This is a genomic window from Pseudomonas purpurea, assembly GCF_039908635.1.
In the GTDB taxonomy this organism is placed as follows: domain Bacteria; phylum Pseudomonadota; class Gammaproteobacteria; order Pseudomonadales; family Pseudomonadaceae; genus Aquipseudomonas; species Aquipseudomonas purpurea.
In genome coordinates this window covers 673322-689231 of the sequence record NZ_CP150918.1, presented here as the reverse complement: position 1 = coordinate 689231, position 15910 = coordinate 673322, and the positions used below count along the sequence as shown (strand labels likewise).

Annotated in this window: 10 protein-coding genes; 2 read left to right on the top strand and 8 right to left on the bottom strand. The window is 59.6% G+C overall.

What is annotated here, in order from left to right:
• Nucleotides 1–118: 118 nt before the first annotated feature.
• The 6 genes from AABM54_RS03055 to azu all read right to left on the bottom strand — a co-directional run bounded on the left by AABM54_RS03055 (nucleotide 119) and on the right by azu (nucleotide 10979).
• Nucleotides 119–1756: a hypothetical protein gene (locus tag AABM54_RS03055; protein WP_347903655.1), complete on the bottom strand. Its 1638-nt coding sequence runs from the start codon at nucleotides 1754–1756 to the stop codon at nucleotides 119–121.
• 48 nt (nucleotides 1757–1804) lie between these two features.
• A complete protein-coding gene (locus tag AABM54_RS03050) occupies nucleotides 1805–4825 on the bottom strand; it encodes a hypothetical protein (protein ID WP_347903654.1) in 3021 nt (1006 codons plus the stop codon).
• A 454-nt stretch (nucleotides 4826–5279) separates the two neighbouring features.
• Nucleotides 5280–5759 (bottom strand): hypothetical protein, encoded by a 480-nt coding sequence (locus AABM54_RS03045; protein ID WP_347903652.1) that lies wholly within the window; start codon nucleotides 5757–5759, stop codon nucleotides 5280–5282.
• Between the two features lie 67 nt (nucleotides 5760–5826).
• Complete coding sequence (locus tag AABM54_RS03040) at nucleotides 5827–7353, bottom strand: hypothetical protein (protein ID WP_347903651.1); 1527 nt, start codon at nucleotides 7351–7353, stop codon at nucleotides 5827–5829.
• Between the two features lie 446 nt (nucleotides 7354–7799).
• Nucleotides 7800–10283 carry a hypothetical protein gene (locus AABM54_RS03035; protein WP_347903650.1) on the bottom strand — a complete coding sequence of 828 codons (2484 nt, stop codon included), beginning with the start codon at nucleotides 10281–10283 and terminating at the stop codon, nucleotides 7800–7802.
• Between the two features lie 249 nt (nucleotides 10284–10532).
• Nucleotides 10533–10979: an azurin gene (gene azu / locus AABM54_RS03030; RefSeq protein WP_347903649.1), complete on the bottom strand. Its 447-nt coding sequence runs from the start codon at nucleotides 10977–10979 to the stop codon at nucleotides 10533–10535.
• Nucleotides 10980–11324: 345 nt separating this feature from the next.
• On the opposite strand from azu, the gene AABM54_RS03025 reads away from it, so the two are divergent.
• Nucleotides 11325–11912 (top strand): TIGR00730 family Rossman fold protein, encoded by a 588-nt coding sequence (locus AABM54_RS03025; RefSeq protein ID WP_347903648.1) that lies wholly within the window; start codon nucleotides 11325–11327, stop codon nucleotides 11910–11912.
• 68 nt (nucleotides 11913–11980) lie between these two features.
• A complete protein-coding gene (locus tag AABM54_RS03020; RefSeq protein WP_347903646.1) occupies nucleotides 11981–12172 on the top strand; it encodes a hypothetical protein in 192 nt (63 codons plus the stop codon).
• A gap of 205 nt (nucleotides 12173–12377) precedes the next feature.
• On the opposite strand, the gene AABM54_RS03015 is transcribed toward AABM54_RS03020, so the two are convergent.
• Nucleotides 12378–13268, bottom strand: a complete 891-nt coding sequence (locus AABM54_RS03015; RefSeq protein WP_347903645.1) for a transglutaminase family protein — start codon at nucleotides 13266–13268, stop codon at nucleotides 12378–12380.
• Nucleotides 13268–15754: a circularly permuted type 2 ATP-grasp protein gene (locus AABM54_RS03010; RefSeq protein ID WP_347903644.1), complete on the bottom strand. Its 2487-nt coding sequence runs from the start codon at nucleotides 15752–15754 to the stop codon at nucleotides 13268–13270. The genes AABM54_RS03015 and AABM54_RS03010 overlap by 1 nt, the downstream gene beginning before the upstream one ends.
• Between the last annotated feature and the right edge of the window lie 156 nt (nucleotides 15755–15910).

Below are 15910 nucleotides of genomic sequence, written 5' to 3'. Positions count from 1 at the left end.
CACTGATAAGCAGCAGGCTTGCTGAAAAACACCCCGAGAGGGGCGTCTTTCAGAACGATGGCTGAGCAGAATGACGTCAGCCTTCAATACATAAGTGATACCAATACAGGCACTGCTTTTAGAAAATCCTGAATTGATAGGTTTGTAGTACCAGTCCACCGCTGTAGGCGCCGTATGCGATGAAAATAGGGTGGTCGTCAGTCAATACATTCAGCCGAAGCTCCCACCGCCCGTCAGTATTGACTCTGGTTTTACCCTGCAAGACCGTCCTGCTTTTAATCTCTATTTCCTCATTTGCAGTTCCGGTACCGGCCAGGACAACCGAGCGATCACGAGTAGTGCCGTTCCATGGGATAACGTTGCCCGATGAGTCTCTCGCCACAGTGATGATCGTGACCCGTGGATCGACCACGCTAAACCTGCGTTCGTGGGTAACATTGGAACCCTCCACTTTGATGACGTGAAGCCTTTCGGCCAGCCCTTCCAGCGTTACATTCCATACCCCATCATCATCCGCCGTGGCAGTGCCGGCGGGGTCGTTACCATCAAAGAGCTTGACCTCCTGCCTAGGGCTCGCGGTTCCGCTCAGCTCTACCGTCGTCGAGGCCGTGTAGCCGGTACCACGGATCTCATTGCCATCAACGTCCGTGACACTGCGGATCCATGGCTGCCCCGCGACTGCCGTCACCGTCACCGCCCAGGGCTCTGATTCGGGCTCGTCGCCATACAGCCCTTTGGCCTTGAAGTTGTAGGCTTTGGCGGTCAGCCCGGTTGCCTCGTACGTCCACCCGGTGCCGCTCACCGTGGCCGAGTCGAGCCGGGTTTTGCCGTCATAGATATCGACTTTTCCACCCTTGGCTGCCGTGCCGGTGAGTTTCAGTTGGGTATCGAAGGTCGCACCTTCAGGGGCAACGTCGTTCCCCTTGGAGTCCTTTACACCTGTGATGAAAGGCTTCGCCATCGCCAAACTCTTTACGGTGTATGGCCGGTGCGCAAAGACAACAACCGCGTCTGCGTCATGTCCCCGGTCAAATGCAACCTGGTGCTCGATGGTCAGCGTCGTGTTGTTTCCCAGCCCCGCCAGGTAGTCACGGTCTATCGGGAGTTCGTGATAGCCCAGATCCTCCCAGCGCTGGCTGACCGAGCTCTCCGGTAGCGCCAACAGGGTCAGGTTGTGGTCTTTCCCTTCGGCATCCTTCCCCTTGAGGGTCACCCCGACCAATTGATCTTTGGCGAGCAAGGGCCAGCGATCCAGCCGTGCGGTCAGGTTGCCGATACCGGTGGTCAGGTCCAGTTCAGAGCCATGACCGTTGTCCTGCGCCTCCAGGATCCGTGCGACCGGTTCATTCACGTCAAGGGCTGAAACCTTCAACTCCAGTGGGCCGGAGGTTTTCTCCTCCTCCCCCGGCTGCCCCCTATCACGCACGATTGTGTAAGTCAGGGTCACCTTTTTATCCAACAACAGGGCAACGATGCTTTTGCGCAGGTTCACTGTTCGCGGTCTCATTCCCCCCAGACTTAAGGGCCCCAGCGTGTACGATGCTTCGGGGGGCGTGCCCGTCTCCCCCACGACGTCGATATAAAACTGGTCAGTGCTTTCAAGCCCATCCCTCGGGATAAGCGCTGTCCATGCGTTGTCTTGATCGACCCGCAACGGGTCCAGGTTTTGGTTATCCGGGGCCTGCTCGACAGTCAGCGGCGGAAGAGGATCCGGTAGTGCAAGGCGTTTTGCGGGCGCGGTGACTTGAATGGTCATGAGTAAACTCTTTTTCAAAAAGTGCCACAGGACTTGAAGCCATGGGGCTTACCGCACCACCGTAAAACGCCAGATCGCGGAGGGTGTCCCATCAACCTTTTGAGCCTTGATCTCATGCAGTCCGGGTTTCAGCCCTGAGATGGGCATTTCCCACTCACCATTCCTGTCAGCATTGATAGTCGGCATGGACAGATCACCATCAAACACCGTGACAAACTGATTCGGTGCGGCCGTACCTTTTACGGTCACAGCAGTAGCGGTGGTTGTGGAATCGGGCGGGACATCAACGTCCCCCGCCCTGATGGAGCTGATGACAAGAGGCACGTCAATCAGCGTAACCCTCCAGATGTCAGAATCCAATCCGCTGGCAACAACCCTAATGGCAAGCGTACCCAGACCCCATGAATTCTGCTCAACCCTCCACGTTCCATCGTCAGCTCTGAGTGTCCCTCTCGAATCGTCTCCAGAGAAAATTGTCACAATTTCCCCCACGCCCGCCGTACCGGTGAGTTTCAGCAGGGTATCGAAAGTGGTTCCGGGGTTACCGATCAGTTGGTCGTTGGAGTCCTTTATCGTGCTGATCCCGGGCTTTGTCGCCGCCCGCACTGTCACCGCCCAGATCTCTGACTCGGGCTCGTCGCCATACAGCCCTTTGGCCTTGAAGCTGTAGGCTTTGGCGGTCAGCCCGGTTGCCTCGTACGTCCACCCGGTGCCGCTCACCGTGGCCGAGCCGAGCCGGGTGTCGCCGTCATAGATATCGACTTTTTCACCCTCGGCTACCGTACCGGTGAGTTTCAGGGTTGTGTCGAAAGTGGTTCCGGGGTTACTGATCGGCTGGTCTTTGGAGTCCTTTACCGTGCTGATCCCGGGTTTTGTCGCCACCCGCACTGTCACCGCCCAGGCCTCTGACTCGGGCTCGTCGCCATACAGCCCTTTAGCCTTGAAGGTGTAGGCTTTGGCGGTCAGGCCGGTTGCCTCGTACGTCCACCCGGTGCCGCTCACCGTAGCCGAGCCGAGCCGGGTGTCGCCGTCATAGATATCGACTTTTTCACCCTCGGCTGCCGTGCCGGTGAGTTTCAGGGTTGTGTCGAAAGTGGTTCCGGGGTTACTGATCGGCTGGTCTTTGGAGTCCTTTACCGTGCTGATCCCGGGTTTTGTCGCCACCCGCACTGTCACCGCCCAGGCCTCTGACTCGGGCTCGTCGCCATACAGCCCTTTAGCCTTGAAGGTGTAGGCTTTGGCGGTCAGGCCGGTTGCCTCGTACGTCCACCCGGTGCCGCTCACCGTAGCCGAGCCGAGCCGGGTGTCGCCGTCATAGATATCGACTTTTTCACCCTCGGCTGCCGTGCCGGTGAGTTTCAGCTGGGTATCGAAGGTCGCACCTTCAGGGGCAACATCGTTCCCCTTGGAGTCCTTCACTGTGCGGATCTCGGGTTTTGTCGCCTCCTGCACTGTCACCGCCCAGATCTCTGACTCAGGCTCGCCGCCATACAGCCCTTTAGCCTTGAAGCTGTAGGTTTTGGCCGTCAGCCCGGTTGCCTCGTACGTCCATCCGGTGCCGCTCACCGTGGCCGAGCCGAGCCGGGTGTTGCCGTCATAGATATCGACTTTTTCACCCTCGGCTACCGTACCGGTGAGTTTCAGGGTTGTGTCGAAAGTGGTTCCGGGGTTACTGATCGGCTGGTCTTTGGAGTCCTTTACCGTGCTGATCCCGGGTTTTGTCGCCACCCGCACTGTCACCGCCCAGGCCTCTGACTCGGGCTCGTCGCCATACAGCCCTTTAGCCTTGAAGGTGTAGGCTTTGGCGGTCAGCCCGGTTGCCTCGTACGTCCACCCGGTGCCGCTCACCGTAGCCGAGCCGAGCCGGGTGTCGCCGTCATAGATATCGACTTTTTCACCCTCGGCTACCGTGCCGGTGAATTTCAGCCGGGTATCGAAGGTCGTGCCTTCAGGGGCAACATCGTTCCCCTTGGAGTCCTTCACTGTGCGGATCTCAGGTTTTGTCGCCTCCTGCACTGTCACCGCCCAGATCTCTGACTCAGGCTCGTCGCCATACAGCCCTTTAGCCTTGAAGCTGTAGGTTTTGGCGGTCAGGCCGGTTGCCTCGTACGTCCATCCCGTGCTGCTCACCGTGGCCGAGCCGAGCCGGGTGACGCCGTCATAGATATCGACTTCTCCACCCTCGGCTACCGTGCCGGTGAATTTCAGCTGGGTATCGAAGGTCGTGCCTTCAGGAGCAACGTCGTTCCCCTTGGAGTCCTTTACACCGGTGATGAAAGGCTTCGCCATCGCCAAACTCTTTACGGCGTATGTCCGGTGCGCAAAGACAACAACCGCGTCTGCGTCATGTCCCCGGTCAAATGCAACCTGGTGCTCGATGGTCAGCGTCGTGTTGTTTCCCAGCCCCGCCAGGTAGCCACGGTCTATCGGGAGTTCGTGATAACCCCGATTCTCCCAGTTCTGGCTGACCGTGCCCTCCGGTGGCGCCAACAGGGTCAGGATGTGGTCGTTCCCTTCGGCATCCTTCCCCTTGAGGGTCACCCCGACCAATTGATCTTTGGCGAGCAAGGGCCAGCGATCCAGCCGTGCGGTCAGGTTGACGGTACCGGTAGTCAGGTCCAGTTCAGAGCCATGACCGTTGTCCTGCGCCTCCAGGATCCGTGCCACCGGCACCTTCACCTCAAGGGCTGAAACCCTCAGCTCCAGTGGCTCGGAGGGTTTCTCCTGCGCCCCACGCACGATTTTGTAGGTCAGGGTCACCTTTTTATCCAACAACAGAGCAACGATGCCTTTTTTCAGGTTCACCTCCCGGGGTCTCACGCCCCCCAGAAGCACGTCATCCAACGAGTACGAAGCGTCGGGGTGCGTGCCCGCCTCCCCCACGACATAGATGTAAAACCGGTCGCTCTCCTCAAGCCCTTCCGTCGGGATAACCGCTGTCAATGCGTTGTCGTGATCGACCAGCCGCGGGTCCAGGTTTTGCTTATCCGGGGCCTGCACGACAGTCAGCGGCGCAAGAGTATCCGGTAGGGCAAGGCGTTTTGCGGGCGCGGTGACTTGAATGGTCATGAGTAAACTCCTGTCTCGGCGGTGTCGCCGCAAGTTGACGGGCAACGATGACGCCATCTAATACCGGGCCCAGGGTTTCTGCCTACTGTCAGAAATAACAGGTAAGCGCTGGTTTCCGACCAGCGGTATTTCGCTCCGGTCACATGCCCTCCGCCAGTCGTTCAGGGGCAGGACAACAGGCACCTCAAAAAAACACCCCAGAGGGGTGTTTTGGTTTACGACTCAATACGCCAGATCATGTCCGCACGAAAACGGCTCATGAACAGTCATCCCGAGTCATCAGGGCTGCTTCACGACGCGCACACGCCACAGGTTTGACTTCACTGAAAGCGCAGGAGAATCTGCACCGGAAGCGCTGATGGCGAAGTTGTAAGACTTCTGCTTCAACGCACCGAGGGTCATCGTCCAGTGCCCGGTGTCGCGGACTGTTTCGGTGCCAAGAAGGTCAAATACGTCAGACACCGAGACATTCGCCCTGGATGCTGCCGTGCCCTTGAGGGGCTTGCACGGTAACGGTCCAGGCATCTGACCAGAACCCACTGCCCACAATCCAAGCCTCGAAGGTATAGGTTTTGTCCTGGAGACCACTCGCCTCATACTCCCACCCGGTCTCGGTCGGCGTAGCCCTACCCAACCGAGTCTCGCCATTATAGATGTCGACGTCACTCCCCTTGGTCACCGTGCCCGAGAGGTTCAGCGTGGTGTCCGTGGTTGTGCCCCCGTTGCCCACCTCACTCCCTTCAGAGTCTGTCACCCGGGTAATAGCAATTTTCAGAATGGTGTAGGTACGCAACGGGTAAACCACTGCCAGGTTTTCATCCGGATCCCGCCCAAGAGCCACTTTGAGCTCGACGTGCAAGTCGCTGCCATGCATCAGTGCCTGCATCTCACTGAGCGGCAGCCACGAAACGTCGAAATAGCCTACGTTGATCATCGTTTGGTTGACGTACGCCCCTGGCGCTTTCCAGATAATCTTGTCGTATTCGCCACCGGCCGTTGTTCTACCCCTCAAACGCAGCCACAGGTATTGGCCCTACAGCCATATGTGGGCAACTGTAGGCTCTCACGGTGCCATTAGCCGTCAGATCCGTGACATCCCATTCAGTGCCTTCGCCACTGTCCGATGCTTGCGTTATCACAGGCTTTTTTAGCGCAGTCTCTGGCAGCCGCTCGACTGCAAGCGTCAACGGTTCCGAGGTTTGCGAGGTGCCATGCTGGGTCACGGTGTACGTCACCGTGACCGTTGTGCCCAGGTTAAAGGCAATCATCGACACCGGCATCTTGATGGCTTGGCCGATGGTGCTCACCTCTGCCGGCACAGTGGCATGCGACCCCCCGTCAGGTGTGCCTGCTGCACCTGCCCAGCTAACACTGAGCAGGGCCTGCGGCAGCAAGGTCCCAGGCACAATCACGGTCAGTTCTGTCACTGCGTCGACCGGATTCAGGCTGGCACTGCCATTGGCTTCTTTTACCGCTGGTTCGCGTAGCGCTACGGTGACGCTCCAGATATTGGAGTCCTGCCCGCCCGCGACAGCCTTGATGACATGGGTGTTGAGAGTCAACCCGCTCAGCTCGGCCTTCCACTTCCCGTCTACGGCTACATCCGTGGCAACCACATCCGGCCCGACATAAATGTCGACGCGGGCCCCTTTCTGCGCTGTGCCCTCCAGCTTCAGCGTGGTGTCGGTGGTTTCACTTTCATCGGCAACAAGCCTGTCCTGGGAGTCTGTCACCTTGGTGATGGCAAGCTTATAGTTTTTTACGGCGTAGATCCGATCCGCAAAGACGACTGCCGCGTCTGCGTCATTCACCCGGTCACATGCAACCCGCTGTTCGATGGTCAGCGTCGTGTCGTGTCCCAACTTCGCCAGGTAGCCACGGTCTATCGGGAGTTCGTGATAGCCCAGATCCTCCCAGCGCTGGCTGACCGTGCCCGCCGGTGGCGCCAACAGGGCCAGGATGTGGTCGTTCCCTTCGGCATCCTTCCCCTTGAGGGTCACCCAGACTAATTGATCTTTTGCGAGCAAGGGCCAGCGATCCAGCCGTGCGGTCAGGTCACGGGTGCCGGAGGTCAGGTCCAGTTCAAAGCCATGACCGTTGCCCTGCGCCTCCAGGATCCGTGCGACCGGCACCTTCACTTCAAGGGCTGAAACCCTCAGCTCCAGTGGCTCGGAGGGTTTCTCCTGCGCCCCACGCACGATTCTGTAGCTCAGGGTCACCAATTTTTTCAACAGCAGGGCAACGATGCTTGCGCGCAGGTTCACTTCTCGCGGTCTCACACCGCCCAGGGGGATGGGCCCCAGCGTGTACGAAGCGTCGGGGTGCGTGCCCGGCGCCCCCACGACGTCGATATAAAACTGGTCAGTGCTTTCAAGCCCTTCCGTCGGGATTTCTGCTGTCAATGCTTCGTCGCGATCAACCCGCAACGGGTCCAGGTTTTGGTTATCCGGGGCCTGCTTGACGGTCAGTGGCGGAAGAGGATCCGGTAGGGCAAGGCGTTTTGCGGGAGCGGTGACTTGAACGGTCATGAGCGATCTCCTGTCTCGGCGGTGTCACCGCAAGTTGACGGGCAACGATGACGCCATCTAATACCGGGCCCAGGGTTTCTGCCTACTGTCAGAAATAACAGGCAAGCACTGGTTTCCGACCAGCGGTATATCGCCCCGGTCTCATGCCCTCCGCCAGCCGTTCAGGGGCAGGACAACAGGCATCTCAAAAAAACACCCCAGAGGGGTAATGCTTGTCAGTTAAGAGTTTGAGCACTGCAATCCTTGTGGGAGCGGGCTTGCTCGCGAAAGCGGCGTCACAGTCAACATTGATGTTGAATGCAATGCCCTCTTCGCGAGCAAGCCCGCTCCCACAGGTTACGTGCCTTAACTGACTGGCATTACCCCAGAGGGGTGTTTTGGTTTACGACTCAATACGCCAGATCATGTCCGCGCGAAAACGGCTCATGAACAGTCATCCCGAGTCATCAGGGCTGCTTCACGACGCGCACACGCCACAGGTTTGACTTCACTGAACCCGCCTCTGGCGCTGAAGCCACGTAGTGATACTCACGGGGGGACGCTACGCTCACTTCGTGCTCCCACCGTCCTTGCGCATTGACGACAACAGTGACTGATGTATCGCCGAGCAACTCATGAACCTTGATGCTGCCGTTCGCCGTTCCCTGGCCCGAGAGCGTGAAGACCTGCTCGTAGGTCTCGCCGTAAGGCGCAATGACTTGCCCCTTTTTATCCATCACCAAACCGATAATGGGCGTTCCGTCCGCCATGATGCTCAATGGCCAAAGCGCAGGAGAATCGGCACCGGAAGCGCTGATGGCAAAGTTGTAAGACTTCTGTTTCAACGCACTGAGGGTCATCGTCCAGCGCCCTGACTTCCGGGCGGGTTGGGTGTCAATAAGGTCGAACACGTCGAAAACCGAGACTCTGGCCTCAGGTACTGCCGTACCCTTGAGGGTAATGGACGTGGCCGCCGCGAATGTTGTGGCACCTCCACGATAGATCTCGTTACCCAGGGCGTCGATGATTTGGATGATCGCCAACTTCCCGTCCGAAGCGGTTTCTACAGTCACGGTCCAGGTATTTGACTCCGCAGTGCTGTCCACCACCCGGGCCTTGAAGGCATAGGTTTTCGCGCTCAAGCCACTGGCCTCGTACGTCCAGTTGATCCCGGTCGTGGTTCCTTCCCGCCAAGCATTGCCGTCATGAATTTCGACTTTTTTACCCGACTCAACCGTGCCGCGCAGGGTCAGTGTGGTGTCTGTGGTTGTGCCGTTATCCGCGACGTCCTGACCTGCCGAATCCTTCATACCTGTAATAATCGGGGCCACCTGCGCCGCTTGCACGGTCACGGTCCAGGTATTTGACTCCGCAGTGCTGCCCACCACCCGGGCCTTGAAGGCATAGGTTTTCGCGCTCAAGCCACTGGCCTCGTACGTCCAGTTGATCCCGGTCGTGGTCCCTTCCCGCCAAGTATTGCCGTCATGAATTTCGACTTTTTTACCCGACTCAACCGTGCCGCGCAGGGTCAGCGTGGTGTCTGTGGTTGTGCCGTTATCCGCTACGTCCTGACCTGCCGAATCCTTCATACCTGTAATAATCGGGGCCACCTGCGCCGCTTGCACGGTCACGGTCCAGGTATTTGACTCCGCAGTGCTGCCCACCACCCGGGCCTTGAAGGCATAGGTTTTCGCGCTCAAGCCACTGGCCTCGTACGTCCAGTTGATCCCGGTCGTGGTTCCTTCCCGCCAAGCATTGCCGTCATGAATTTCGACTTTTTTACCCGACTCAACCGTGCCGCGCAGGGTCAGTGTGGTGTCTGTGGTTGTGCCGTTATCCGCGACGTCCTGACCTGCCGAATCCTTCATACCTGTAATAATCGGGGCCACCTGCGCCGCTTGCACGGTCACGGTCCAGGTATTTGACTCCGCAGTGCTGCCCACCACCCGGGCCTTGAAGGCATAGGTTTTCGCGCTCAAGCCACTGGCCTCGTACGTCCAGTTCACCCCGGTCGTGGTTCCTTCCCGCCAAACGTTGCCGTCATGAATTTCGACTTTTTTACCCAACTCAACCGTGCCGCGCAGGGTCAGTGTGGTGTCTGTGGTTGTGCCGTTATCCGCGACGTCCTGACCCGCCGAATCCTTCACGGAGGTGATCTCGGGTTTCACGACCGCAATAGTTTTAACGGTATAGGTCCGGTCCGCAAAGACGACTGCCGCGTCTGCGTCATTCACCCGGTCACATGCAACCCGCTGTTCGATGATCAGCGTCGTGCTGTTTCCCAGCTTCGCCAGGTAGCCACGGTCTATCGGGAGTTCGTGATAGCCCAGATCCTCCCAGCGCTGGCTGACCGTGCCCGCCGGTGGCGCCAACAGGGCCAGGATGTGGTCGTTCCCTTCGGCATCCTTCCCCTTGAGGGTCACCCAGACTAATTGATCTTTTGCGAGCAAGGGCCAGCGATCCAGCCGTGCGGTCAGGTCACGGGTGCCGGAGGTCAGGTCCAGTTCAAAGCCATGACCGTTGCCCTGCGCCTCCAGGATCCGTGCGACCGGCACCTTCACTTCAAGGGCTGAAACCCTCAGCTCCAGTGGCTCGGAGGGTTTCTCCTGCGCCCCACGCACGATTCTGTAGCTCAGGGTCACCAATTTTTTCAACAGCAGGGCAACGATGCTTGCGCGCAGGTTCACTTCTCGCGGTCTCACACCGCCCAGGGGGATGGGCCCCAGCGTGTACGAAGCGTCGGGGTGCGTGCCCGGCGCCCCCACGACGTCGATATAAAACTGGTCAGTGCTTTCAAGCCCTTCCGTCGGGATTTCTGCTGTCAATGCTTCGTCGCGATCAACCCGCAACGGGTCCAGGTTTTGGTTATCCGGGGCCTGCTTGACGGTCAGTGGCGGAAGAGGATCCGGTAGGGCAAGGCGTTTTGCGGGAGCGGTGACTTGAACGGTCATGAGCGATCTCCTGTCTCGGCGGTGTCGCCGCAAGTTGACGGGCAACGATGACGCCATCTAATACCGGGCTCATGGGCACTGCCTACTGTCAGAAATAACAGGTAAGCGCTGATTTCCGACCAGCGGCATCTCTCAATCAGCAGCCCCCTCCCTGCCATTGCATCCGCTCCGTGACGGGGCAACGCCTGCGACCGGGCAAAAAAAAACGCCCCGGCGGGGCGTTTTTTTGTAACCGCTGAACCAGTCGGATCACTTCAGAGTGACAGCGCCCTTCATCATCGAGATGTGGCCCGGGAACGAGCAGAAGAACTGGTAAGTTTCGCCTGCGGTGAGTTTCGACACGTCGAAGCTCACCGAATCTTTCTCGCCGGCACCGATGATTTTGGTGTGGGCAATGACGCGGGTGTCGCCGTCTTTCAGGTAGTTCTTGTCGATGCCGGCGGCCAGGCCGTCAGTCGCAATCCCCGGCGCGTCGGCAGCCTTGCTCAGGACCCAGTTATGGCCCATGACGTTCTTCGGCAAGCTGCCGGAGTGCGCGAGATTCACGGTGAAGGTCTTGCAGCTCTTGTCGATGGTGATTTCCTTGGTGTTAAAGGACATCTGATCGGTGGAGTCGACATCGACCGAGCACTCGGCAGCCATCAATTGGCTGCTGGCCAGTGTCAGCAGGGATACCGCAACAAGTTTGGCAAACATGGTGAATCTCCAAGGCAGGGTTAACAAAATCCATATCGCGTCAAGACTGCCTGAAAATGAGAAGAGTTCCTATGACTTGTATCAAGAAGGTGTATACAACTTTCAGGCTATGACACTGATCGAAACAATTAAACGGCCAGGCACCGGATGCAGACCTATGATCGGCAGCGTCATCCCCGTCCTGGAGCGTTCGTCATGTCCTTCAACAGCCTGTTGTGCAGTGTGCTCGCCGCCTATGCCTGTGGCGCCAGCGGCACGTATGAAAAACCACGGTGCGAACGTTAAGCCTTGGAGCGCCGACGCACAGCCTTTACTCTGAAGCGGTCACTGACCATGGAGCAAGGCATGTCTTTAACGTCTGTTTGTGTATTTTGCGGGGCCAGCACGGGCGCCAACCCGGCGTATCGTGAGGCGGCGATAGCCCTGGGACAGGAACTGGCCCGGCGCAAACTGACCCTCGTCTACGGCGGCGGTGCCGTAGGCCTGATGGGCATTGTGGCCGATGCCGCGCTGGCGGCCGGTGGTGAGGTGATCGGGATCATTCCCCAGAGCCTCAAAGACTCGGAAATCGGCCACACCGGCCTGACCCGGCTGGAAGTGGTCGACGGCATGCACGCGCGCAAGGCCCGCATGGCTGAACTCAGCGATGCCTTTATCGCACTGCCTGGTGGCCTGGGCACGTTCGAAGAACTCTTCGAAGTCTGGACCTGGGGCCAACTCGGCTACCACGGCAAACCGCTGGGGCTGCTGGAAGTAAACGGCTTTTACAGCAAACTCACTGCATTTCTTGATCATGTCGTCGGCGAAGGCTTCGTTCGCGGGCATCACCGTGACATGCTGCAAATGAGCGAATCGCCGCAGGATCTGCTGGACACGCTTGACGCCTGGCAACCGGTGGTAGCACCAAAATGGGCCGGGCAAAAACCCAGCTAACCCTTGCACCCCGATTAAAGGCAGAATACGCGCCGCTCAACCTCACCTTCGACCCCAGAGGATCGCCCATGGCTAAACCTAATTATTCCTTCGCCAAACGTCAGAGAGACTTGGCCAAGGAGCAGAAGAAAGAGGAAAAGTTGCAACGCAAGAAAGCCGCTGCCGATGAAGAAGCCGGCGCACTGAACCCGGATGCCGAAGGTGAAGTGGTTGCAGAAAATGATGTTGATGCACCGAAAGATCAGGCGCCCGACGCCTGAGACCCTCAGGGTTTGATGATCTGATCAAACCCACCGGATCTGTGTCCAGGGTCGGCAGCCATGCTGCCGACCCTCACAGGCCAGTCTGCAATATCCCACAATCCCTGTGGGAGCGAGCTTGCTCGCGATAGCGATTTCTCAGTCACTTCGGTGCTGAATGTGCCTCCGTCATCGCGAGTAAGCTCGCTCCCACAGTAGATCTCCATTACTCCAGAGGCATGACTGTCACCCGCACTTCCGGGTCATGGCTACCACCGCCCAGGATCACCCCGCGCAACGGCGAGACATCGGAAAAGTCCCGGCCCCAGGCCAGCGTGATGTGCTCCAGCGCCGGTTGTACGTTGTTGGTCGGATCAAAGTCGACCCACCCAAGCACCGGGCAAAACACCGACACCCAGGCATGGGACGCATCCGCGCCAATCAGCCGTGGCTGCCCCGGTGGTGGCTGAGTCAGCAGGTAACCGCTGACATACCGCGCCGCCAATCCTCGGGAACGCACGCACGCCAGCATCAGGTGCGCAAAGTCCTGACACACGCCACGCCGACGCTCGAGCACTTCCACCAGCGGCGTCGCGACCTGCGTGGCTTCGGCATCGAAGGTGAACTCGCTGAAAATCTTCTCCATCAGCGCCTGAACCCCGAGCATCAACGGCCGCCCCGGCGCAAAACAGCGTTCAGAGAACTCGACGAAGCCGCGCTTCAAGTGCACGTAAGGTGATTCGAATCGATAGCGGCAAGCCTCTAGAAATGCCGGGGGCATGGCTTGGCCGCTGTAGCTCAACGCACGACCGGACACATCCCAGGCCGGCGACCGACTGAAATCGAGCCGCGGCCGGGCCAGCACCTCGACCGTCAATCGTGCATTGACCAGCAATTCATCGTGAGGTCGCTCGAACGCCAGCCGGGTCAGCGGGTTACCGAACACGTCCAGCTCATCGCGACGCGAGGTCGGCACCGGGCTGATCTGTAACTGTTGCTCGGTGCATCGCTGCCAGTCGCAGGCCCTGGGCCACAAATGGGCCAACTGCTGAGCCAGGGACACCGGGCTGTCGTAGTGATAATGGGTGTCGTGGAGAATCTGGTAACGGGCGCTCATCAGACCGACACCGTGCGCTGGCTGACATCATCGACATGGGCGAAATGCCGCAACGCCAGCCGATCCGAGACTTGGCCGCTGGCATCTGCGATGTCCTGCAACAGATCCGCCAGGCCCGCCAGCGCCGCACTGATGCTGGTTTCGCCGAACAGCGAATTCTCCAGGCATCGCAGGTCTACATGCGCCAGACGTTCCACCAAGTGCGGCAGGACAGTGTCCCGGGGTGCACCGAAATCGTCGTTCAAACGCTTGAGGGTGCGGGTCACCAGTTTCAACTGGAACAACACCGCGTGGGGGTTCTGCTCATCAAGCAGGAGCAGGTCGAGCACCGGAATCAACTGCGCCATCGCCAGATACCGCGAGCGGTAGGTGATGCTGCTGTTACCCAGTTCCAGCAGCCACTCCAGCGTCGCCTGATCAAACGCCCCGGCACCGCGCAAAAACGCCGCCAGGCTGCTGCTCAGAAACTGCAAACGCTCGATCCGCCGCCCCATCATCAAGAAGCGCCAGCCTTCGTCGCGGGTCATGTCATCCAGCGCGAACCCGGACAGCGCCGCCAGCGACATCACCAGACGGTTGAGAAAATCCAGCAACTCGCCGAAATCCGGCGCCTCGGTGTCCAGCGCCATGGCTTCGCGCTGCAACTCCACCAGCGCCTGCCAGTTCTCCCGCGAGAGCTTGCCGCGCACCTGAGACGCCGCCCACTGCAAGCGTTGCAGGTTGGAACGCAGGCTGAACGACCCCTCATCGCCGAGCAACGCCGCCAGCAATCGCTCGGGCAACTCGCCTTCGTCAGGCAGCAGCATCAGGCTTTCACCAAGCTCGACCGCCGCCTGCAAGGCGTGTGGATCGTCCCCGTCAACGTAACGCGCAAGCATGATCCTCAGCAGCCGCGCACTGTCGTCGCACCGTTCGCAATAACGGCCGAACCAGAACAGGTTCTCCACCACCCGCGACGGCAGGTACGGATCACGGCGCACCAGATCGTGGACCCCGAGGGTGCGTTGGCTTTTCCATTGCTCGCCACTGGGCGCGCGGTCGCCCAGTACCCAGGTGTCCTTGCTCGCACCGCCGCGTTGCATCGACACCACTTCGGCGTCGACCTCGGCCGCCACCCGGGTCAAGCCGCCGGGCAGCACCCGATAACCGTCCCGGCTGGCCACGGCGTAGACGCGCATGCCAATGGCCCGTGGCTGCAACTGGCCGCCTTCGGCCTGCCAGACCGGTGCCAGGGACAACTGCGCCAATTCCTGCGCGACGTAGGCGTAAGGCCGAGCCTGTATGCGTTCCGCCAACCTTTGACGCTGCACCTCACTCAGATCGCGGCCCAACACCGGGGCAAAACTTTGCGATGCAAATGCTGGTTTGATCAGCAACTCGGGCAGTTTTTCCAGCGCCTGCGTCAGCACCGGCGCTTCCCCACACCACCAGGTGGCAATCGACGGCAGGATCAGTTCTTCACCGAACAGAAACTGATTGATCCGCGGCAGAAACCCCAACAGTCCCGGCGACTCCAGCACACCGCTGCCCAAGGCATTGGCCACCAGCACCCGCCCCTGGCGCACCGCTTCCAGCAAGCCCGGCACCCCCAGCGCCGAGTCGGTGCGCAACTCCAGCGGGTCGCAGAAATCGTCGTCGAGTCGACGCATGATCGCGTGGACCCGGCGCAGACCGCTCAGGGTCTTGAGGTAGACCGTGGCATTGCGCACAGTCAGGTCACCGCCCTCGACCAGCGGATAACCGAGTTGGCGCGCCAGGTACAGGTGTTCGAAATAGCTCTCGTTGAACCGCCCCGGTGTCAGCACCACCACCAGCGGTGCTTCGTCATCGGTCGACGCCTGGCGGGCGAGGGTTTCCTGCAAGGTGCGGAAAAAACCCGCCAGGTGTTGCACCTTCAGGTCGCGATACAACTCGGGAAAGGCCCGCGACACGATGGTGCGGTTTTCCAGCGCATAACCCGCACCGGATGGCGCCTGGGTCCGGTCGGCGGTAACCCACCAGCGCCCGTCGGGGGTACGCGCCAGGTCCACCGCGTACAGATGCAGGAACGCGCCGTCCGGTGGTTGAATACCCTGGCACGGCCATAAAAAGTTGTTGTGCCCGAACACCAGTTCGGCCGGCAACAATCCTTCAGCGATCAGCCGCTGCGGGCCGTACAGGTCCGCGAGTACCGCGTTGAGCAAACGCGCCCGTTGCGCAATCCCGGCCGACAACTGCTGCCACTCGTGCGCCGCGATCACATGGGGCAACAGGTCCAGCTCCCACGACCGGTCGGCGCCTTTGGGGTCGGCGTAGACGTTGTAGGTCACACCGTTTTCCTGGATCTGCCGGGCCAGCAAGGCTTGCCGCTGCACCCGTTGCGCAGGCGTGCTGCGCTGCAAGTGATCGAACAACCGCTGCCAGTGCGGGCGCACCGCGCCACTGTCATCGAGCAGTTCATGATAAGTGCCCGCCGTGAGCGGGTAACGATCAAGCAGATCAGGCATGGAACGCTCGGCAGAAGCTAATTAAAAGGCAGGTTAACTCACAAACGCTGCACATCTAGTGTGTGGGGCTTGCCCAAAGTGAACAACCGTGGAGATCCTTGTGGGAGCGAGCTTGCTCGCGATAGCGGTGGCTCAGTCAGCATCAATATTGACTGT